The sequence below is a fragment of the Salmonella sp. 32020114201800008SM genome, from assembly GCF_017572025.1.
Lineage (GTDB): Bacteria > Pseudomonadota > Gammaproteobacteria > Enterobacterales > Enterobacteriaceae > Salmonella > Salmonella enterica.
On the sequence record NZ_JAGEQM010000008.1, the window covers coordinates 122775 to 143771 of the forward strand.

The 20997-nt window shown below is 48.8% G+C and carries 18 protein-coding genes and 1 pseudogene; 7 read left to right on the forward strand and 12 right to left on the reverse strand.

Going from position 1 to position 20997, the window contains the following annotated elements:
• Positions 1-22: 22 nt before the first annotated feature.
• The gene (gene pepD / locus J4613_RS19605; RefSeq protein ID WP_039591226.1) at positions 23-1480 is read left to right on the forward strand and encodes a cytosol nonspecific dipeptidase; all 1458 of its coding nucleotides are present in this window, start codon (positions 23-25) and stop codon (positions 1478-1480) included.
• Positions 1481-1634: 154 nt separating this feature from the next.
• On the opposite strand, the gene prfH is transcribed toward pepD, so the two are convergent.
• The 3 genes from prfH to dinB all read right to left on the reverse strand — a co-directional run bounded on the left by prfH (position 1635) and on the right by dinB (position 4659).
• Positions 1635-2249, reverse strand: a complete 615-nt coding sequence (gene prfH, locus J4613_RS19610; protein WP_000602085.1) for a peptide chain release factor H — start codon at positions 2247-2249, stop codon at positions 1635-1637.
• Entirely contained in the window at positions 2246-3385 is a 1140-nt protein-coding gene (locus J4613_RS19615; RefSeq protein WP_111742437.1) for an RNA ligase RtcB family protein, read from the reverse strand. The genes prfH and J4613_RS19615 overlap by 4 nt, the downstream gene beginning before the upstream one ends.
• Before the next feature lie 218 nt (positions 3386-3603).
• Positions 3604-4659: a DNA polymerase IV gene (dinB, locus tag J4613_RS19620; RefSeq protein WP_001226204.1), complete on the reverse strand. Its 1056-nt coding sequence runs from the start codon at positions 4657-4659 to the stop codon at positions 3604-3606.
• A 249-nt stretch (positions 4660-4908) separates the two neighbouring features.
• On the opposite strand from dinB, the gene dpaA reads away from it, so the two are divergent.
• Positions 4909-5649 (forward strand): peptidoglycan meso-diaminopimelic acid protein amidase, encoded by a 741-nt coding sequence (gene dpaA, locus J4613_RS19625; protein ID WP_001225658.1) that lies wholly within the window; start codon positions 4909-4911, stop codon positions 5647-5649.
• Here the strand turns inward: dpaA and J4613_RS19630 are convergent.
• Together J4613_RS19630 and lpcA are read right to left on the reverse strand one after the other, a co-directional pair.
• Positions 5620-6387 carry a class II glutamine amidotransferase gene (locus J4613_RS19630; RefSeq protein ID WP_000333387.1) on the reverse strand — a complete coding sequence of 256 codons (768 nt, stop codon included), beginning with the start codon at positions 6385-6387 and terminating at the stop codon, positions 5620-5622. The two genes, dpaA and J4613_RS19630, sit on opposite strands and share 30 nt — an antisense overlap.
• 212 nt (positions 6388-6599) lie before the next feature.
• Positions 6600-7178 carry a D-sedoheptulose 7-phosphate isomerase gene (gene lpcA / locus J4613_RS19635; protein ID WP_000284051.1) on the reverse strand — a complete coding sequence of 193 codons (579 nt, stop codon included), beginning with the start codon at positions 7176-7178 and terminating at the stop codon, positions 6600-6602.
• 239 nt (positions 7179-7417) lie between these two features.
• On the opposite strand from lpcA, the gene fadE reads away from it, so the two are divergent.
• From fadE to pagN, 4 genes are all read left to right on the forward strand, one after another.
• On the forward strand, positions 7418-9862 hold the full coding sequence (gene fadE / locus J4613_RS19640) for an acyl-CoA dehydrogenase FadE (protein ID WP_000973041.1): 2445 nt from the start codon (positions 7418-7420) through the stop codon (positions 9860-9862).
• 108 nt (positions 9863-9970) lie between these two features.
• Entirely contained in the window at positions 9971-10738 is a 768-nt protein-coding gene (locus J4613_RS19645; RefSeq protein WP_000015789.1) for an amidohydrolase, read from the forward strand.
• 309 nt (positions 10739-11047) lie between these two features.
• Positions 11048-11455 carry a Spy/CpxP family protein refolding chaperone gene (locus J4613_RS19650; RefSeq protein WP_000788200.1) on the forward strand — a complete coding sequence of 136 codons (408 nt, stop codon included), beginning with the start codon at positions 11048-11050 and terminating at the stop codon, positions 11453-11455.
• A gap of 330 nt (positions 11456-11785) precedes the next feature.
• Complete coding sequence (pagN, locus tag J4613_RS19655) at positions 11786-12505, forward strand: adhesin/invasin protein PagN (protein WP_000787603.1); 720 nt, start codon at positions 11786-11788, stop codon at positions 12503-12505.
• A gap of 3 nt (positions 12506-12508) precedes the next feature.
• Here pagN and J4613_RS19660 read toward each other — a convergent pair whose 3' ends face one another.
• Positions 12509-12697, reverse strand: a complete 189-nt coding sequence (locus J4613_RS19660) for a hypothetical protein (protein WP_031603649.1) — start codon at positions 12695-12697, stop codon at positions 12509-12511.
• Positions 12698-12732: 35 nt separating this feature from the next.
• Here J4613_RS19660 and J4613_RS19665 point away from each other — a divergent pair.
• Positions 12733-12866 (forward strand): annotated as a pseudogene (locus tag J4613_RS19665) (RNA-guided endonuclease TnpB family protein); the annotation flags it as partial.
• A gap of 601 nt (positions 12867-13467) precedes the next feature.
• Here the strand turns inward: J4613_RS19665 and tioA are convergent.
• From tioA to tcfA, 6 genes are all read right to left on the reverse strand, one after another.
• Positions 13468-14085: a protein TioA gene (gene tioA, locus J4613_RS19670; RefSeq protein WP_023226793.1), complete on the reverse strand. Its 618-nt coding sequence runs from the start codon at positions 14083-14085 to the stop codon at positions 13468-13470.
• A gap of 139 nt (positions 14086-14224) precedes the next feature.
• Positions 14225-14680, reverse strand: a complete 456-nt coding sequence (locus tag J4613_RS19675; RefSeq protein ID WP_000141547.1) for an Lrp/AsnC family transcriptional regulator — start codon at positions 14678-14680, stop codon at positions 14225-14227.
• Between the two features lie 132 nt (positions 14681-14812).
• Positions 14813-15859: a CfaE/CblD family pilus tip adhesin gene (locus J4613_RS19680; RefSeq protein WP_223228889.1), complete on the reverse strand. Its 1047-nt coding sequence runs from the start codon at positions 15857-15859 to the stop codon at positions 14813-14815.
• A gap of 34 nt (positions 15860-15893) precedes the next feature.
• Positions 15894-18581: a fimbrial outer membrane usher protein TcfC gene (tcfC, locus tag J4613_RS19685; protein ID WP_058115715.1), complete on the reverse strand. Its 2688-nt coding sequence runs from the start codon at positions 18579-18581 to the stop codon at positions 15894-15896.
• Between the two features lie 108 nt (positions 18582-18689).
• Positions 18690-19265, reverse strand: a complete 576-nt coding sequence (tcfB, locus tag J4613_RS19690) for a fimbrial protein TcfB (RefSeq protein ID WP_000287810.1) — start codon at positions 19263-19265, stop codon at positions 18690-18692.
• 50 nt (positions 19266-19315) lie between these two features.
• Complete coding sequence (gene tcfA / locus J4613_RS19695) at positions 19316-20026, reverse strand: fimbrial chaperone TcfA (RefSeq protein WP_001009503.1); 711 nt, start codon at positions 20024-20026, stop codon at positions 19316-19318.
• Positions 20027-20997: the final 971 nt, after the last annotated feature.

Consider the following 20997-nt stretch of genomic DNA (forward strand, 5'->3'; position numbering starts at 1 on the left):
ACCACCGCCAAGGAGACTTATCGTGTCTGAACTGTCTCAGTTATCACCACAACCTTTGTGGGATATTTTTGCCAAAATCTGTTCTATTCCTCACCCGTCCTATCACGAAGAGCAACTCGCGGAACATATTGTGAGTTGGGCCAAGGAGAAAGGCCTTTACGTGGATCGCGACCAGGTCGGTAATATTCTGATCCGTAAGCCCGCCACTGCAGGTATGGAAAATCGCAAGCCGGTCGTTTTACAGGCGCATCTGGATATGGTGCCGCAAAAAAATAGCGACACCGTTCACGACTTCACTACAGATCCTATCCAGCCTTATATTGATGGCGAATGGGTTAAAGCGCGCGGTACTACGCTCGGCGCCGACAATGGTATTGGAATGGCTTCTGCGTTAGCGGTACTGGCTGATGATAATGTCGTCCACGGCCCGCTGGAAGTGCTGCTGACCATGACTGAAGAAGCCGGCATGGATGGCGCGTTCGGCCTCCAGTCCGGCTGGTTGCAGGCCGACATCCTGATCAACACCGACTCTGAAGAAGAAGGTGAGATCTATATGGGCTGCGCAGGCGGCATCGATTTTACCTCTAATCTGCCGTTGACCCGTGAAGCTGTACCCGCAGGATTTGCGTGCTTTAAGCTAACCCTGAAAGGTCTGAAAGGCGGCCACTCCGGTGGTGAAATTCACCTCGGTCTTGGCAATGCCAACAAATTGCTGGCGCGTTTTCTGGCCGGGCACGCAGAAGAACTGGATCTGCGTCTGATCGATTTCAACGGCGGCACGCTGCGTAACGCGATTCCGCGCGAAGCGTTCGCTACCCTCGCCGTTGCCGCAGACAACGTAGGCGCGCTGAAAACATTAGTGAACGCTTACCAGGATATTCTGAAAAACGAACTGGCGGAAAAAGAGAAAAACCTGACGCTGCAACTCAATGAGGTTGCGAATGATAAAGCCGCATTGACCGCGCCGTCACGCGATACCTTTGTGCGCCTGCTGAACGCAACGCCGAACGGCGTGATCCGCAATTCAGACGTGGCGAAAGGCGTAGTGGAAACATCGCTGAACGTTGGCGTGGTCACAATGTCCGATGCGAATGTCGAAATTCACTGCCTGATTCGCTCTCTTATCGACAGCGGTAAAGATTATGTGGTGAGTATGCTGGATTCGCTGGGCAAGCTGGCTGGCGCTAAAACCGAAGCAAAAGGCAGCTATCCTGGCTGGCAGCCCGATGCGAACTCGCCGGTCATGCACCTGGTGCGGGAAACCTATCAGCGTCTGTTCAACAAGACACCGAACATCCAGATTATCCACGCCGGCCTGGAATGCGGTCTGTTTAAGAAACCCTATCCGGATATGGACATGGTTTCTATTGGGCCGACCATTACCGGACCTCACTCTCCGGATGAGCAGGTACATATCGAAAGCGTCGGCCACTACTGGACTCTGCTGACCGAATTGCTGAAAGCGATTCCTGCGAAGTAAGAAAGCGCTAAAATGCCCGTCCCATTTCTGGACGGGCTAGCAATATGGAATATCGGGTATCTATTGCCAGATAAACTCTCCTGGATGCGCTGAATAGCGCTGCGGCTACACGCGAATAGCCGGACAGCCCTATAACAGCGCCGGTAACACCGAATTATTGTGGCATAAACGCCATTCCTTTAAATATCCGCAGCGGATTGCCGCGCTCAATCTGATGATGGAACAGACGCCTTTCAGACTTCAACGCCGCACACTCATTTTGCCGTTGCTGTTCCAGCCGCCAGGCAATCAGCAGCCGGGCCAGACGCTTATTCGCATGTTGACTGCGCTCCGACTGAACCTTCACGCTAATCCCGCTCGCCAGGTGCGTGGCCCGCACTGCCGAGTCGGTTTTATTAACGTGCTGCCCACCCGGGCCGGAAGAGCGCAGAGTCTCGAAACGAATCTCATCAGACTGTATGTGCTCGTCGGCGGAAAAGCGCCCAATGCCGACGTACCAGTTTTTTCGCCCATGGTGCGGGCGATACGGGCTGGTACAAATCCACAGTAAAGTGCCGCACCAACGTTCACTGAAAGCCATGGCTTTTTCGCCGTCCAGCGAGACCAGCGCAGAACGCAGCGTGTCTGGTAATCGTCCCGGCTCTGTTTCAAGTCGCGTCAACGATACCTTTTCTCTGGCAGCTTCTTTCGTCAGACAATCCAGCGCTTTTTTTACCGCCAGACAACACTCGTCCGGTCCCTGTGCGGAAGAAAGTTGCAGTAAGATCATGCGCTTTTCTCCCCTGAGGTTTTCAGCGTCAGCACCGGACGCAGACAGGCAACTGGCGTAATCAGTCCGGCGTCTGCCAGACAATCCACAACGCTATCGATGGATTTATACGCCTGCGGCGCTTCTTCATAAATGAGCTGGCGATCGCGGCAAATCACCCGGCTACCCATCCCGGTACGGCAGAGCTGTCGCGGGGTAAATTTTGCCGATAACCGGTCTTTACACTCGGTACGCATCCATTTGCGCCCCGCGCCGTGCGCCAGGGAGAAGAGGCTATCCTCGCTGACGACGGGTTTCACCAGCCAGCTATAATCGCCGCGCGAGCCGGGGATAATCACCAGTCCCTGCCCATCTGGCGTAGCGCCTTTACGGTGCAGCCACCCCGCCTCACCCGCGACAGTACAGGGTTCAACGAAGTTATGCGCCACATCCAGCCGCGGTTCGCCCTCAGCCCTGAGCTGTTGCAGTATCCGGCGGGCAATCAGCGCGCGATTACTGCGGGCAAATGCCAGCGCATCGTCATGTTCTGCAAGGTAGTGGCGCGCATCGTCGCTATCTTCCGGCAAACCGTTATGCGAAAACGCCTCCACATGACGACGCAGGATAGCTTGCCCCAGACCGCGTGAACCACTGTGTACCAGCAGTAATAACTGCGCTTTTTGCAACCCCGACAAAGCGAACGAATCAGCATCGACGATGCGATCGACCTGCTGCAGCTCGGCAAAATGATTGCCGCCGCCAATGGAACCCAGCGCAGAGCGCCACGAATGATGCTGCATTGCGGCGGGGACATTCTCCTCCAGCCACTGCGCGTCCGCCACGTCAGGCAGCGACGCCAGCCGCTTCTCCAGTTTATCGGCGTTATATTTACGCCCTAAAATATCCGTTTGCCATAACGCCATGCCGCAGCCGATATCGTTGCCGACCAGCGCCGGATAAAAGCGTCCACGCGAGAAAAAGGCTGCGCCAATAGGATAGCCGCGCCCCGGATGCAGATCTGGCATCCCGATAACGCGTTTCATACCGGTTAACTTAGCCGTCGTATATAATTGTTGGATCGCGGAATCTTCGATCCACAGGTTATCCGATGCGATAGAAAATACCACATCTGATAAAGGACGAATATAATTGCCCATATACCATTCCATATATGAATTAAAAAATCAGGAAATGGCAGACTAATCCAGGGCAATAAAAGAAAATTAATCCTGGAAAGGTCTGCAAAGTGCGTTCAGAGAATAAAGTGTCATGATGAACCTCCTTTGCAGTTATTGAGAATGAGAAAACGCGGGTATAGTAATACTGAAATTTAGATGGCGCAATCGTAATAGTGATAAAATCTTAATAGCCTGACTTATAACCCTAACACCAACTGTCGTTCCAACTGAGGGTCGAGCAGCGTTACGTGTAGCCCCACCAGCCGTACGCCGCGCTCGCCGCGACGCTCGTCCCAGGTTTTACGGGCGGTGGTAATTAAGTCTTCTTTATTTAATTGCGGCCAGACATGTTCCTGAGTGGTTTGCTGAAAATCATTAAATTTTAATTTAACGCCCTGTCGGGCAATCAGTAAATCGGGCTTTACTATAGCCAGACGACGCTCCAGTTCCGGATATAAATGTTCAATAATGGCCTCGCAGTCCGACCATTCATGAATATCCTCCGCCAGAGTACGCTCAACACCTACCGATTTACGCAGCCTTTCGCTGTTAACATCACGCTCGTCAATACCCTGACTACGCTCCCATAATACCCGGCCAAATTTACCAAAGCGTTTGAGAAGCATCGCCAGATCGCACTGTTGAATATCCCCGCAGGTTCTTAACCCCATATTTTCCAGTTTGGCGGCGGAAACTTTCCCCACGCCTGGAATTTTGGCTAACGGCAACGTTTTAAGAAAGCCGGGTACATCGGCTGGCGTAATAACATATTGTCCGTTCGGTTTATTGAGATCGGAGGCGATCTTCGCCAGAAATTTCACTGGCGCAACGCCGGCGGAGGCGGTGAGTTGCAGTTCATTGAAAATAGTCTGACGAATCTCCCTGGCGATCAGAGTTGCCGATCCATAACAGTGCGGGCTGTCAGTCACATCCAGCCAGGCTTCATCCAGCGAGAGCGGTTCAATCAGTGAAGTGTAGCGGGAAAAGATGTCACGTACATGCCGCGAAGCCTCTTTATAGGCGTCAAAGCGGCCAGGCAATAAGGTGAGATGGGGGCACAGCTTTAGCGCCATGGCGGTCGGCATCGCGCTGCGTACGCCAAACTGGCGCGCAGGATAGTTGGCGGTACTGATAACGCCTCTTCGCTCACGACTCCCGCCAATGGCAATGGGGATATCGCGTAACGCCGGATTATCACGCATCTCTACCGCGGCAAAAAAACAGTCCATATCAACATGTATGATTTTGCGCATCGCTCGCCCCCACAATACTGTTTAAGTGTACAGTATGTTTTATTGCGCGCAAAGAGACATTCGCGTTAAAAATGCGACATATTCGAAGGTATGACGACGAAAGCGGCGGGAAAATTGTAAACGTACACACGGGGACTTGCGAAAAACTGCCGTGGTGCTAATGTGAGCGCTCCAAATCCAGATTACTCCGATTTGGGGACTCTTTTGCCGTTCTGGCGTGTGTAACCGTTTTATCAAGGAACAAGCAGTATGCGTAAAATCGCATTTTTTCTTGCGATGCTTCTGATGCCGTGCGTCTCATTTGCCGGTTTGCTGAGCAGCAGCAGCCCCGTCACGCCGGTCAGTAAAGAGTATAAGCAGCAGTTAATGGGCTCACCGGTCTATATTCAGATTTTTAAAGAAGAGCGCACTCTTGATCTCTACGTCAAAATGGGTGAGCAATACCAGTTGCTTGATAGCTACAAAATTTGCAACTATTCCGGTGGGTTAGGCCCGAAACGCCGTCAGGGCGATTTTAAAAGTCCGGAAGGGTTTTACAGCGTTCAGCGCAATCAACTCAAGCCAGACAGCCGTTTTTATAAGGCCATCAACATTGGTTTTCCCAATGCCTACGATCGCGCGCATGGCTATGATGGTAAATATCTGATGATTCACGGCGCCTGTGTTTCCGTCGGCTGCTATGCCATGACCGACAGCGGCATTGATGAGATTTTCCAGTTTGTCACCGCCGCGCTGGTCTTTGGTCAGCCGAGCGTACAGGTGAGTATTTATCCGTTCCGGATGACCGACGCCAATATGCAGCGTCATAAATATTCTTATTACAAAGATTTCTGGGCGCAGCTAAAACCCGGCTACGATTATTTTGAACAGACGCATAAGCCGCCAACTGTTTCTATCGTTGATGGACGTTACGTCGTGAGCAAACCGTTGAGTCACGAAGTCGTTCAGCCACAGCTGGCCTCAAATTATACGCTCTCCGAGGCAAAATAACGCCCATTCGCCTGGCATAATCTTTTGCCAGGTTTCATTCCCCGTTAGCGGCTGGGTAGCAATCACGGTAACCACGTCATTTGGCGTGGTCTGTGAGCTGAAATCAATTTCCATATCCTGATCCACCAGCGTGGCTACGCCAAACGGCGCCCGGCGAGTGATCCAGTGCAAATGGGTTGAGCAAAACGCCATCACATATCGCCCATCTGACAGCAGCATGTTAAAAACGCCTTTTTCACGTAATACCGTCGCCAGTGTCGCAATATATTTAAATACCGCTGTCATGTTGCCCGGCGTGCGGGGATAACGCTGCGTTAATTTATGCAATAGCCAGCAAAACGCTTTTTCGCTGTCGGTTTCCCCCACCGGACGAAAATTACCGGTTTCCAGCGACTTATAACCGTTGAGCTGACCGTTATGAGCATAAGTCCAGTTGCGTCCCCATAATTCCCGGGTAAAAGGGTGTGTATTTTCCAGCGCCACTTCACCGCGATTAGCCTGACGGATATGGGCGATAACCGAGCAGGACTTGATCGGGTAATTCTGTACCAGTTTCGCAATCGGCGAATGGTAGCTCGGTTGCGGATCTTTAAACGTGCGACAGCCCTTTCCTTCGTAAAAGGTAATTCCCCAGCCGTCTTTATGCGGCCCGGTTCCGCCGCCACGCTGCACCAGTCCGGTGAAGCTAAAGCAGATATCCGTCGGCACATTGGCGCTCATCCCAAGCAGTTCGCACATACATCACCTCCACAAACGCCTTAAGCGGGAAGGCGTAATTTTTACAGCCAATCAAATCTCAAAATATCAAAGAAAACAATATGCTATACCCTAAATAATTCGAGTTGCAGGAAGGCGGTAAGGGAGGAAATCCCCAGGAACATAGATAACTATGTGACTGGGGTTTCTGAGCGCAACCAACGCACCTGCAGCTTGAAGTATGACGGGTATAGTTATTTAACCATCTCTTTTTCGATCAGTTGAATCAGGATATGAATTACTTTGATATGAATTTCCTGAATACGATCGGCATAACCGAAGTGCGGTACGCGAATTTCAATATCCGCCGTTCCCGCCATTTTGCCGCCGTCTTTGCCGGTCAACGTAATCACTTTCATGCCTTTTTCACGGGCCGCGGCAATCGCTTTAATCACGTTACCAGAGTTACCCGACGTCGAGATCCCTAACAGGACATCGCCTTCGCGCCCTACCGCCTCAACGTAACGAGAGAAAATATAGTCATAGCCAAAATCATTACTGACGCAGGATATATGGCTAACATCAGAAATCGCAATTGCCGGGTAGCCCGGACGATTTTCACGATAACGACCTGTCAGCTCTTCAGCAAAGTGCATCGCATCGCAATGGGAGCCGCCGTTACCGCAGGAAAGTACCTTACCACCCGCTTTAAAACTGTCAGCCAACAGGACCGCCGCGCGCTGAATGGCGTGAATATTGGCGTCATCTTTTAAAAAATTAGCCAGCGTTTCCGCCGCTTCGTTCAGTTCGTTACGAATAAGATCCTGGTACATGAGGATATCCTTCAGCATGAATGTAAATGACAGTATGCAGTGTACCGGATAGCAGTACAGGCGAGAAGCATAAGCCGAATTAACGCCTCACGCTTTTGATTTTTCGTGCCCCCAAAAACGGCAACAATGTGAGCTTTGTTGTAATTATTTTGTAAACACATTGCTAAAAGATTTTACATCCACTACAACCTAATCATCACAAGTGGTCAGACCTCCTACAAGCAAGGGAGCTTTTCGTTATGATGATTTTGAGTATTATCGCTACGGTTGTTCTGCTCGGCGCATTGTTCTATCACCGCGTGAGTTTATTTCTCAGCAGCCTGATTCTGCTCGCCTGGACCGCCGCACTTGGCGTCGCTGGCCTGTGGTCCATCTGGCTGTTGGTTCCTCTGGCCATTATCCTCGTGCCGTTTAACCTCACACCGATGCGAAAATCAATGATTTCCGCACCGGTGTTCCGCGGCTTCCGTAAGGTCATGCCGCCGATGTCGCGCACTGAGAAAGAAGCGATTGATGCCGGTACAACCTGGTGGGAAGGCGATCTGTTCCAGGGCAAGCCAGACTGGAAAAAACTGCACAACTATCCGCAACCGCAACTCACTGCCGAAGAGCAAGCGTTTCTCGACGGTCCGGTAGAAGAAGCGTGCCGGATGGCGAACGATTTCCAGATTACCCATGAACTGGCGGATCTGCCGCCGGAACTGTGGGCTTATCTGAAAGAGCATCGTTTTTTTGCGATGATCATTAAAAAAGAGTACGGCGGGCTGGAGTTCTCCGCTTATGCGCAGTCCCGTGTACTGCAAAAACTGTCCGGCGTCTCCGGAATTCTGGCTATCACCGTCGGCGTTCCAAACTCACTCGGCCCTGGCGAGTTGTTGCAGCACTATGGTACGGAAGAGCAGAAGAATCACTATCTGCCGCGACTGGCGCGCGGCCAGGAGATCCCCTGCTTTGCGCTGACCAGCCCGGAAGCAGGTTCTGATGCAGGCGCCATTCCGGATACCGGCGTGGTTTGCATGGGCGAATGGCAGGGCCAGCAGGTGCTGGGTATGCGCCTGACCTGGAACAAGCGTTACATTACGCTGGCGCCGATAGCTACCGTGTTGGGCCTGGCGTTTAAGCTTTCCGATCCGGATAGATTGTTAGGCGGAGAAGAAGAGCTGGGTATTACCTGTGCCCTGATCCCCACCTCAACGCCGGGTGTGGAAATTGGTCGTCGTCACTTCCCGCTTAACGTTCCGTTCCAGAATGGTCCAACCCGCGGTAACGATATTTTCGTGCCTATTGATTATATTATCGGCGGCCCCAAAATGGCCGGACAAGGCTGGCGTATGCTGGTGGAATGTTTGTCGGTAGGACGCGGTATTACCCTGCCGTCCAACTCCACTGGCGGGGTGAAATCCGTCGCGCTGGCAACCGGCGCCTATGCTCACATTCGTCGTCAGTTCAAAATATCTATCGGCAAGATGGAAGGTATTGAGGAACCGCTGGCGCGTATTGCAGGTAACGCTTATGTGATGGATGCCGCCGCATCGTTAATCACCTATGGCATTATGCTGGGTGAAAAACCGGCGGTACTGTCGGCTATCGTGAAGTACCACTGCACCCACCGCGGCCAGCAGTCCATTATCGACGCGATGGATATCACTGGGGGTAAAGGCATTATGCTGGGCGAGAGCAACTTCCTGGCGCGTGCTTACCAGGGCGCGCCTATCGCGATCACCGTGGAAGGCGCGAATATCCTGACCCGTAGCATGATGATCTTTGGTCAGGGCGCCATTCGCTGCCATCCTTATGTACTGGAAGAGATGGCCGCAGCGCAGAATAATGATGTGAATGCCTTTGATAAGCTGTTGTTTAAACATATCGGCCATGTCGGCAGCAATACCGTCCGCAGTTTCTGGCTTGGCCTGACCCGCGGATTAACGAGCCATACGCCAACCGGCGACGCCACGAAGCGTTATTACCAGCATCTGAACCGACTGAGCGCAAACCTGGCGCTGCTGTCTGACGTGTCAATGGCGGTACTGGGCGGCAGCCTGAAACGCCGCGAGCGTATCTCCGCGCGTCTGGGCGATGTATTGAGTCAGCTTTATCTGGCCTCAGCCGTACTGAAGCGTTACGACGACGAAGGTCGCCACGAAGCCGACCTGCCGCTGGTGCACTGGGGCGTACAGGATGCGCTGTATCGTGCTGAACAAGCGATGGACGATCTGCTGCAGAACTTCCCGAACCGCGTCGTGGCCGGATTGCTCACCGCGATGATCTTCCCGACTGGCCGTCATTATCTGGCGCCGTCTGATAAGCTGGATCACGCCGTGGCGAAGATCCTACAGGTGCCGAACGCCACACGTTCACGCATTGGGCGCGGTCAGTATCTGACGCCCGCCGAACATAATCCGGTCGGTTTACTGGAAGAAGCGCTGCGTGATGTCATCGCTGCCGACCCTATCCACCAGCGCATCTGCAAAGAACTGGGTAAAAATCTGCCGTTTACTCGTCTGGATGAACTGGCGCGCAATGCGCTGGCGAAAGGGCTTATAGATAAAGATGAAGCCGCCATCCTGGCGAAAGCGGAAGAGAGCCGCCTGCGCAGTATCAACGTTGATGATTTTGAACCTGAAGCGCTGGCGACCAAACCGGTAAAGCTGCCGGAGAAAGTGCGTAAAGTCGAAGCCGCATAATCAGTCTCGTGTCTTTCCTGCCCCGCTTTCGCGGGGCTTTTTCTTGCCGCTTTTTTATTATTGCTCATGCTACAGTGTAAAGACGCTGTTCAATGAGGAGCTCCGATCGTGTCTGGTTTGAAAATTACTCTGTTGCAACAACCTTTAGTCTGGATGGACGGCCCGGCAAACCTGCGTCATTTTGACAGACAGCTAGAGCTCGTATCTGGCCGGGATGTGATTGTTCTGCCTGAAATGTTTACCACCGGCTTCGCGATGGAGGCCGCTAATAACTCACTTTCGCAAGATAGCGTGATTACGTGGATGCAGGCCAAAGCCCGACAAACTGACGCTCTGATTGCCGGCAGCGCGGCGCTACAAACTGAGCGCGGCGCCGTAAATCGCTTCTTACTGGTTGAACCGGAAGGCAAGGTTCATCTCTATGATAAGCGCCATCTGTTTCGTATGGCGGATGAACATCAACATTATGCCGCAGGCGATAAACGCATCATCGTGCAGTGGCGCGGTTGGCGCATTCTGCCGCTGATCTGTTACGATCTGCGCTTTCCGATATGGTCGCGCAACCGCAATGATTACGATCTGGCGCTGTATGTAGCGAACTGGCCCGCGCCGCGCTCGCTACACTGGCAAACATTACTGACGGCGCGCGCTATTGAAAATCAGGCTTATGTCGCAGGCTGCAACCGGGTTGGCACCGATGGCAACGGGTTACATTATCGCGGCGATAGCCGGATCATTAATCCCCAGGGTGATATTATCGCCACCGCCGAACCACACCAGGCGACACGTATTGATGCCGATCTTTCTCTCGTCGCCTTGCAGGACTATCGCGAAAAATTTCCAGCCTGGCGCGATGCCGATCCATTCACCTTGTAAGCAACCTGCCGCTCACCGCGGCGGGATTGTTTCACTCCGTAACTCTCCGTAAAACAAATTCGCGTGGCGTAATGTGGCAGGCAACGTATTCTGACTAAGAGCCTATCCCACCAGGCGTTATTGGCGCAGCCAGTTTGGACACGGACAGCGCGCAAAAACCGGAGCGTACACGTAGTACGTGAGGATTTTGAGCACTGCCCAGGTCCAAAATGGCAAGTAAAATAGCCCTACTGGGATAGGCTCTAAGATAATTGCTCGCCATTCGTGGGTAATAAAAACGGTTAATCACTCCCTTATCAGGATATCTTCATGAAAAACTTTGTACGCACAACTTTACTGGCAGCGACTCTGGCGGGCGTTTCTTTTGGCGCTTTCGCCACAGCTGTCCCCAATCCTCCCCTGCCCGCCCAGGATCCTATTGTCCAGCATCTGAAGCTGACAAACGATCAGATTACCCGGATCAAAAAACTTCACCAACAACTGGAAACCGACGTCAGTCAGATTTCTATGAAGGGAATTAAAGACGGTGCGCTGATAGAGGTGATTAAATCCGGTAAATGGGATGACGCCGCCGTAAAACAGCAGCTTGCAGCCTTCAGTAACATAGAACAACAGGCTCGCTATTATCGGGTTAAATATTATTTTGATTTAAGCAAAGTCTTAACACCAGAACAGCGTCAACAGGTACAACAAGATCTCGCCCAGGCACTTGAGTAAATATTTTTGCCCGTTATTCCTGGATAACGGGCTTTATCCAGGTCGGGTACAAATTCATCTTCATCTTTTTGTTACAGCATCGCTCTATCTAACACTACCCGTTACATAACGTAGAAGTGAAACCGTACGTGGGGCAATTTGGCGAGGAGATGGATTTCCATACCGACGATTATCGTATTGTTATTTAAAATTTTCATCTCATTTTTTACCCGCTTACAGAAAACCCAGCGTTACAATAGACCGTTTTTTGGGCTTCGTTTATGTAATCGTTATATCACACCCTATACCGTGAAACTTGTCTTTTAGCCCAATATTAAGGCAGGTTCTGAAATGAAAAACTTTTTCGCAGTCTGCATCATTCCCCTTGTGGTAGCCTGGTCCGCTACTGCATCAGCAAAAGAAGGGATCTATATCACCGGGAAAGCGGGGACATCCGTAGTCAATGTCTATGGAATCAACTCAACCTTCAGCCAGGATGAGATAGTTAATGGTCATGCAACGTTACCTGACCGTACCAAAGGCGTTTTTGGCGGCGGGGTTGCTATCGGTTATGACTTTTATGATCCATTCCAGCTTCCAGTACGTTTAGAACTGGATACCACTTTCAGAGGTGAGACGGATGCTAAAGGCGGGCAGGATATTATTGCATTTGGTGATCCAGTACACATAAATGTAAAAAATCAGGTCCGAATGACCACTTACATGGTTAATGGCTATTATGATTTTCACAATAGTACGGCATTTACTCCCTATATCAGCGCAGGCGTTGGCCTCGCTCATGTGAAGCTAAGTAATAACACCATTCCTGTTGGTTTTGGTATTAATGAAACTCTGTCTGCTTCAAAAAATAACTTTGCCTGGGGCGCAGGTATCGGTGCAAAATATGCTGTAACAGATAATATTATGATTGACGCCAGTTATAAATACATTAATGCAGGCAAAGTGAGCATTTCAAAAAATCACTATGCTGGTGATGAACATACCGCTTATGATGCAGACACAAAGGCTGCCTCCAATGACTTCATGCTCGGCATTACTTACGCCTTTTAAACACTATCGGTAAAATAGCTGGTCCTGTGGGTTCCCGAAGGCGCAATGGAGGATATCAGTAATGAATACTCCTGCGCCTTCAGAAAATCGTTGAACAGGGGCAACCTGGCGCCATTTTTCAGTACACTGCAACGTTTCTGGTATGGGCTTAACTTCCGGCTGCCCAAAAACAGCCCCGTCCTGTTGTATGATCTCTAAATGTGAATGGCACGATTATGCGAGATACTTACAAGTGTCTGGTATGAAGATATACTGCGAACGCCGATGTAAACGGCGCGCGTAACATTTTAGAGCGGGACACGCCGTGCTTGCCTGTGGAAGGAGCGTGCAGTCAGGCAGCCCGTTGGAGCAGGAACCCACGCCCTTCAGGACGTGGAGGATGTCAATGCACAAGAATTGGGGAATCTTTAGCAGAATTTATTATCTCTACAGTAGCATCTCTCTTGTTCCCGTCATAAATAACCCAATGCCTCCAGAGCTGAAACCGCCTTCAGCATGAGCACTGGCTGCAAATAACACCAAATAAAATAATAATATAACAACTACCGAGACAAAAAACACCTCTCTAAAGTATTTAGAATTCATACAGTCAGCTCATTTAAATTTAACGTCACATGCAACCATGCATGCGTAAAACAAGAACCACACTCATATTAATAATGATTAGTAATGTGAGTGTGCGTATAACGAGATACAGATGCATATTCCTTAATGTAACGGAACATCATCAATGCAAATAGCAACCATCGATATATTAAACTAAAATAATACATCTAGTGCATATATAAACCATTCGTATGGTGGCTGTAATAAAATTGTTGATAAACGGTCATACCCTAAACTTCCAGCCTCCCCACCGCACGAACAATGATGTTCTTTATATTTAATCGTAATAAAAAACAAAACAATAATTAAACAAAAAATAAATAAGATATTTTTGATTCAAATTTTCACTCCTTCTGTTATATACACCAAGTTTCATTTTTTTTAGGATCCCGAAAGAAAAAACCGTCATATGACGATGGCCATTGCATTCCATACATGTAATCAACTTCGTTCTGGTACACGGCCCTCTGTTCTACATCATTTATATCCCCGACAAGAATCTTTTGGAACTTATGATAATGATAAACACTACTAATAAAATTAGGATCACGAGGCACTACGCAAGCCTGAAAAAAGAACCCAAGGTTTTTAATTTCACTGGAATAAGAATGTTTACCACAAAAATCAAACCAAACTTCCATACCATAATCTCTGCGACTCCTGATGTACTCGCTCAGAAATTTGTGGTTGTTATTAAAGTCAACAGAAACAGCAAATAACCCGACGCTATTTAATTTACTGATCCTTTCCATATGTATGAGCACAAATTCCCAGGGGATCCTGAGTATATATTTATTTAACCCATATTTATGGTTGAATAAATTAAATGACTTTTGTAACTCTTCAAAAAACATCAATGACTCAATTATGTGGTTTTCGCCTTCTTTCCAGAAGGGTTCAACGAAATAAATATCAGTAACATCATCTGTTTTAATGCGGTTTTTTGTTACATGCACGGGGTGATATTTAACCATGTGATATTCCGCTGTGTTATTCTGTGCCGCTTAATTTCACCACTGCTGATTAAAATCCTTGTTCAACAGCCGCAATCTGCCGTTGTTGTTCCGTAAGAAGGATAATAATGTATTAAATCAGTAAGTACACATCACACTTTCACACTGGCAGTTCGTTTGTTTCCTTTATTTGCTCAAGAACAAAGCTCGATGCAGATCCACTAATTGAAGAATTAGTTAATATTATTTTCTCATAAAAACTATAGTAATCGTTCATATCTGTAAATACTGTATGCATTAAATAATTAAATGATCCAGAAATTCGATAAAAGGCAATAACCTCAGGCATTGACTTTATTTTCTCAGAAATACTAGCGTATTGCTCCTCAGATATGTTAATCATAATAAAGACATTAAGTGAAAGACCTAGTTTTTCTTTATCCAATAAAGCGAACTGACCAATGATAACCCCCCTGTCTTTAAGTTTTTTTAAACGTTTGAAACATGGTGTGGGCGTAAGTCCCACTTTATATGCAAGTTGCCATAAAGTTTGTGCACAATCTTTTTGGATTTCTTTCAATAATTCTTTATCTTTATCATCTAAATACTCAGTCATAGGAAAGCAGAACCTCACGCATTGATTTTCATAAGTGAATAGATTCTCTTTATTAAATAAAACAAGTATATAAAGAGAACTCTGATTTAAAAAACCATATAAGAAAGATATCAATAAAATAAATAATTACTGTCAGGGGGTTTGTGTTCCCATCAGCATTGTCACTGTCAGCGTTCCCTGATACTCACCAGAACGCTTCTCTCTGATGTTAAAGGGTTGTGTTGTCAGGGTAAGGGGCACTGGCACACAACGTACCGCCTGCCGTTGCCCGGGAAGTACCACCGGACGCGTTGCTGCTTTATCCACGTTATCCAGACTGAACTCCACGCCACGGGTGACAGGAATATTTCGTCCCCCATAATTCATACTGACCGCATAATCAATCGTATCAGCAGAATCGCTCTTTATAACCTGAAATCCCGTACCTGACTTATTGCTTCCTTCTATCTTCATCTGTAATGAACGGGCTTTCATACCTCCGTCATACAGACACATATCCAGGTTAGCCCTGCCCGACATTTGTGAGGCATTCAGCCGGTGAAGATTCAGGTCAACACGAGGCGTTGCTGTACCAAACTGCGGAAAGTAAATAGCCGCATTTTCAGCAAAGTGGTCTGTTACATTCAGCGTGATATCTACAGTCCCGACACCAACTTTTCCGTCTAGCCATCTATGTACATCCAAGACCAACGTTGCTTTCCATATACCGGCTTTCGGTATTTTCGCTAGCTCTTCGGCGGAAATACCGGCCGTTACGTAGTTATATGGATATACACAAGTACAGGCTCCATTAATAGTAAAATATCCACATGCTCCTCCAGCACGAGCGTCCAGTATGAGCGTAGTTTCAGCATGACTGATTTGTTCTCTGAAACGCAGACGAATCTTTGTTACCCCCCGTTTATCCCATATCAGATTTGTATCGTCACACGCCCCCTCGTTTTCATTACTATTGGATCTACATACCCATCCTAGATAATTCGTATTTATATGCTGCTCAAACATGCGTTCAAAGCCTAGTACATTACTCCTGTCGTAATTCAGGTCGACGGTGCTGGTCCGGTCGTAGGTAGTCTCCGCATCGGCGACTTGTGGCAGTGTAGCGCCAGCCATCAGCAAGATTGCGCAGGCCGAACAAATTTTCGGATGTAAATAATGGTTTATCTTTGTCCACTTCATTTTATTCTTCATAGTAATCGCCTTTATCTCTACGTCAGGCGTCCTGAACGGAATGGCGCAGCAAACCTGCCACGTTCAGCAAACGGATGACCCGCGGCGATATTTGCAACGCCTGTGGCAGGGCATCCACGCCACTTAATTCACATCGCACATCACCCACTACCAGCATAACATCCCGCCGTTTACGTACTGACAGCGGACAACGCAGGATCCTGTTTTTTGACAGCAGCCACAGGCTGGATTCTTTATGCTCGCTCTGCAGGCTAAATCGCCCGGAAGGTCCCAGCGACGAAAATGGATGGTTCAGTGGCTGTGCGTCCAGCAGCGGTCTGCCATCCTTGTCCAGTACGCGGCCAACGTACAGTCGGCTCATACTGGCGCTGATGTTGTGAACCAGCAGATGCCCGGGTGTCAGGAAGTAACGCCTGCTTCCCCCTCCCGCTTTTACGCCTGCCATCCCCTGTGAACTAACCCCTGCATCCTCAATGGTCACCTCCGTGGCGTTATAGCCTTCCATCAGCAACAGCGACTGCTGACCAAAACCGAGACTGAACGGCTGGCTGCTGCCACGAACGCTGACTACTTTCCCGCTACTGCCCTCGTCCCCCTCTGACTCCACGTTCACCGCCATGCCAGAGGCCGGTTCACCGTCCTGACCACCTCCCCAGAACAGTCCATTACGGGATAACGCCAGAGACGAGCTGTAGCCAGCGGTGAGTGAACTGGCGCTGCCCGCATTACGTTGATGGGAGTTACTGATAGTGGCGCTCAGTTCACCCATACGGCCGCTCATGCGTCCGCCGAGACTCCCGCTCCAGCTGTCGTCGTTATAACCGGAGAAACCCACCGACAGTTCACGATACAGATCCTGCTGCCAGGATCTCACATGGTTCACATTCCAGGACGTCTGTGTTTTTTGATTCCGGCTACTGTGAATATCGGTCCCGGCTGAGGTATACCCATTACTGCCAGTCATTGTCGGTGGTTGAGAGGCATATGACACACTGACACTCATAAACAAGCCATCATCATTCACTCCGTCATTTCGGGTTCGCCATACTCCCCCATGGGTATTAATATTCATGCCAGCCATATTAAGGCTGTACGTTGCACTAGCCTGAGCAGATTCGCGGTGAGAGGCAGGGATGTATGCCTGTCGCCAGAACACATTTTCTTTGTCACTGTTATCATCATATCCCCGGTAAACCGGCCGACCTTCTGTCCTGCTGGTACTGTATCCCAGTAGGGCATACCAGTTCCCCACCGGAACCGACAGGGAGGCGTTCATCGAAGTCTGGCAGGTCATACTGGCATGCACTGACTGTGGATGACGACCACTACAGGCATCACTTTCCGTATGGTTACGCCACAGACTCGCGGAAAATCCGTCGTTGTATGTCACCTGCTCAGTGTTACCGCTCGTGCTGTCTGTCCCATGCAGTATCCCGGCAGAAAGGTCCAGCGTGCCATCCAGCACTGCATGCTGTGAATTCAGTCGGGTTTCACTGTACCAGGCCTCATGTGCCAGAGAGATACCTTCGGTCAGACTGATATTTTTCCGCAGCCCAGTTCGGAATCCGGCAGCCATGACAGTCTCACCGTCATAATGGCTGGCTTTATCCCCGGTATCTTCCAGCCCGCCCTGAATAAACCACTGGGTCTGTGCACTGAAGCTATTGCCCCCCTTACTGAAGGGCTGGGTCTCCGTTCGCCGCAGAATCCCATCCTCATACACCCTCAACGCCAGAGGATAGCTTCCCGGTGGAAGAGAATGAGTATCCAGGGTATGCATTCCCGGGGTCAGGAGCTGACTCCCCAGCAACTCGCTGCCACGATAAATATCAATACGGGCATTTCGGGTAACCTGAACCATAACCGGAGTGGCATTCTGGTCCACCTCATGGTTAACATAAGCTTGGGTGGTCCCGGTTCGTAATCCATCAAACCGGCTCAGGGGAAGCAGACTGAACCCAAAATCCCCCCCCGTGGCGCTGGACAGATTCCGCTGATCCATCCGACCAGCCTGGAGATAATACTGATTGCCGAGATCCTGACGGACAAACAGATTGTCAAACCAGGCCTGACTGTTATTGTAATGTTCTGACTGATTCCAGATAGCCGCCCAGTTGCCTCCCAGATAACGACCGTCACCAAGCCCCAGGGCACCGCTACCATTCAGTGTCATATTACGACTGTGGAGATCATCACTCAGATACAGCGTCTGGCGGTGAATAAATGCGCTGACACCCTCCAGGGTCGGAGTCAGCCAGCGTTTATCACGTCGTTCTTCATCCGGCAACCAGTCCCGGTTAAGAAACAAAGATAACTGAGCGTTGTTCTCATCAAAAATAACCGCAACATCCTCTTTATCTGTTGCCACGTAACCACACTCGCTGCTGTCTTTTGCTTCTGAGACACCACAGACCAGATTGCTGTTACGTAGCAACGGACGGCTGAGTGCAGCCAGCGCTTTTTGCCGTTCTGCGGCCGGCAACGCGGCAAGCCCACTGCTTTCAAGTACCATCAATGGGGACATGAACTGCACGGTGTCCGGTTTAACCACCACCGGAAATAATCCCAGTGAATGCCCTGGTAGCAACACTTCAATTTGCTCAGTCTGTCCTTCCAGCAGAGATTCAAATCCAGGAGGGGGAATAAGAGTTGCCTGGCTGGTAAAACTGCACAATCCCAGTAAATAATACATCCAGAAATAACGACTCACGTAAAGAGACCTGAATTGCAATGAATAATAAGATCAATACCGGATCCGGTTCAGGTACGAACGGTGACACCCCAAAACCGGATCAGATGAAGAGCTAATAACCGGTTATTAGCCGGCAGTGACAGCCTGTGAAATCACCAGACTGACCAATCCGCTGTATTCACCGGCAGGCAGGTTTTGTAAGGCTGCTCCAGCCTTCTGACCAATATCCAGGTTCAGCAGAGCTGAAGCATCGCCAGTTTTTCCGTCCGGGAACAGGGTTTTAGCTTCCAGTACAGAATTGGTGGTGGTCAGTGACCGTCCTCCCAGAGTCACTTCCATATCAATGGTTTTGGTGGGATCCAGGACGTTGATAAGTTGTGGAGCATTCAACAGTTTTACATTAACCGACTTGGTCTGATCGTTGCTGTAAAGGCGGGTCTGGAGTGATTTATGGACCAGGCCCTTACCCGGCATGAAATCCAGCTTCATAGTCGACGGGAGGGATGAACCATCGGCCTGCAGCAGTTCAAGTGTACTGTCAATATTGGCAGTGACGGTAATATCCTTCTGAACCGCAGAAACAGAAAAAGAATAAACGGTGGCCAATGCCACAGCTGCGGCAATAAAAGATGTTTTCATGTTCATAAAAAATAACCTTGCTTTGTTGTTTATTACAGTGATATATGTACACTCGGTATACATCCGCTCCCCCTGAGAATAAATGTAGGGTATAGCGTACGCTCCGTGTGTTTTTACTTTCCGGCTGCTGTTAAATCAGCAGAGATTACCGGTGAATTTGCACCCGTACGATATTCCACACGAAATGCATTACTTTTTATTCCGGCCGGAATATCAGCACTCCCGCCGGGATAAATACTTTTGCCTATATTCTGCCAATGGCATGTGGTGTCGCAGTTGCCAGCCCGAATAAGAGAAAGCCGTGTGTTTCCCGTATTCAGCAGGTGGTGACCGTCCGTTACCAGCGCAGGCCTGGGGTCTGACGGAGAAACACGCAGCAACACCCCCCAGACAAGATTCACACTTACGGATGAATTTTGCTTTCCGCCTGCCTGTGGATCATCTTCCAGTTCAGGAACAGCCTCGAAATATACCCGCCAGGCTTCCTCTCTTTCCGGTGCCTGAGTACTGATAACACGTATTGTTTTTTTTGTTCCCGGGGAAAGAGCAAATTTCTCCGGGGAGACAACAAGTCCTGTCTCTATATCATTCCCTGCTGGTACCTCCTTCTCCTGTGGCATACCGGGGTGTTCAATACGCATGATTCTTGTTCGAATATATTGCACATGATCTGATTTAGAATAGACGAACAGCGAGGTGGCCTCTTCGCGGCTACTATTAATTTCTGCCGCCATGGGATAAACGAGCATATTCGCCCTGGCATGACCACATGCAAACATAGCGACACAGAGAAACACCCCGGGAAGAGTATCTTTAAAATTCATACCAGATTTTACCGTATAAAAGTCATCTAAATTTTAGTATTAGCATAGACAGAAAGTTATCAGCATAAAGAAGCAAATTACGATTCAGTGTTAATACATTTTGTGTGGAGGGCATCATACGGAATAAAATTTTTCGCTCAATACCTCTGTTTTTTTCAGGAAAGAAAAAATTAGTAAATAAAAGTCCACGGATTTCATTCACCAAAAGCGAACGACAGATCTGTAAGAATCGCTGAACAATTAATAACGCAGCAGTAAAAATTTTGGAAATTCTTCATAAGAAAGTTGTTACTGTGTACCTGACTTACTCAGATAAATGGAACTGTACCCCCCCCCTTCAAAGCAACAAATACGTAACATAACAACGTAGGAGACAGAGAATCTAAAGAAAGCCCTCCAGGAGGGAGATACAATTCAGACTACAAAACCAAATAAACCTTAAACAAAGCCACAAATAGACTGATTATCATGAGGTTTTACAAAACCAGGTAAAAAAAAGTAAGCAAAGTAATTAATTTAGAAAACTAAAGTTACAGTTAGATCAGATTTACTTGCTCAATATCTGTTAAAAATATGATATCAGCAAACAAAAACTTATATACATCATATGGTTACGCTTGATGTTTACACCTCTCCAGCAAAGTGTAATCAATATAATACACTATTTTTAGATGAAATATTGGTTAAATATTCCATAAACAACAATATAAAACAGAACAATTCACCATGAAAATACAATTCACCTTTTAAAACATAATGTTATAAAAAAACACCATTCAAATTGATGCCAGTCCTTTACCTGTCAATGTTGTTTACGGTTCCTTTCCCCCTTTTGTGCGAGTAAGCAACATGAATATACAAGTCTTAACGACCAATGCCTCTGTCAGCCCAAAATAAGTCGACATTCCTGTGCATGGCGCTGCAGCAGGAATAGAACGGCAGACATCAGCGCGGAATGGAATCCCGGCTGA

Bases quoted from the DNA above. Each gene is read 5' to 3' on its own strand.
- J4613_RS19675 (WP_000141547.1), bottom strand. From the start codon at position 14,680: ATGACTGAGTATTTAGATGATAAAGATAAAGAATTATTGAAAGAAATC.
- tcfA (WP_001009503.1), bottom strand. From the start codon at position 20,026: ATGAATTTTAAAGATACTCTTCCCGGGGTGTTTCTCTGTGTCGCTATG.
- J4613_RS19615 (WP_111742437.1), bottom strand. From the start codon at position 3,385: ATGGGCAATTATATTCGTCCTTTATCAGATGTGGTATTTTCTATCGCA.
- pagN (WP_000787603.1), top strand. From the start codon at position 11,786: ATGAAAAACTTTTTCGCAGTCTGCATCATTCCCCTTGTGGTAGCCTGG.
- tcfB (WP_000287810.1), bottom strand. From the start codon at position 19,265: ATGTATACCGAGTGTACATATATCACTGTAATAAACAACAAAGCAAGG.
- lpcA (WP_000284051.1), bottom strand. From the start codon at position 7,178: ATGTACCAGGATCTTATTCGTAACGAACTGAACGAAGCGGCGGAAACG.
- J4613_RS19680 (WP_223228889.1), bottom strand. From the start codon at position 15,859: ATGAAGTGGACAAAGATAAACCATTATTTACATCCGAAAATTTGTTCG.
- tioA (WP_023226793.1), bottom strand. From the start codon at position 14,085: ATGGTTAAATATCACCCCGTGCATGTAACAAAAAACCGCATTAAAACA.
- fadE (WP_000973041.1), top strand. From the start codon at position 7,418: ATGATGATTTTGAGTATTATCGCTACGGTTGTTCTGCTCGGCGCATTG.
- dpaA (WP_001225658.1), top strand. From the start codon at position 4,909: ATGCGTAAAATCGCATTTTTTCTTGCGATGCTTCTGATGCCGTGCGTC.
- prfH (WP_000602085.1), bottom strand. From the start codon at position 2,249: ATGATCTTACTGCAACTTTCTTCCGCACAGGGACCGGACGAGTGTTGT.
- dinB (WP_001226204.1), bottom strand. From the start codon at position 4,659: ATGCGCAAAATCATACATGTTGATATGGACTGTTTTTTTGCCGCGGTA.
- J4613_RS19630 (WP_000333387.1), bottom strand. From the start codon at position 6,387: ATGTGCGAACTGCTTGGGATGAGCGCCAATGTGCCGACGGATATCTGC.
- J4613_RS19650 (WP_000788200.1), top strand. From the start codon at position 11,048: ATGAAAAACTTTGTACGCACAACTTTACTGGCAGCGACTCTGGCGGGC.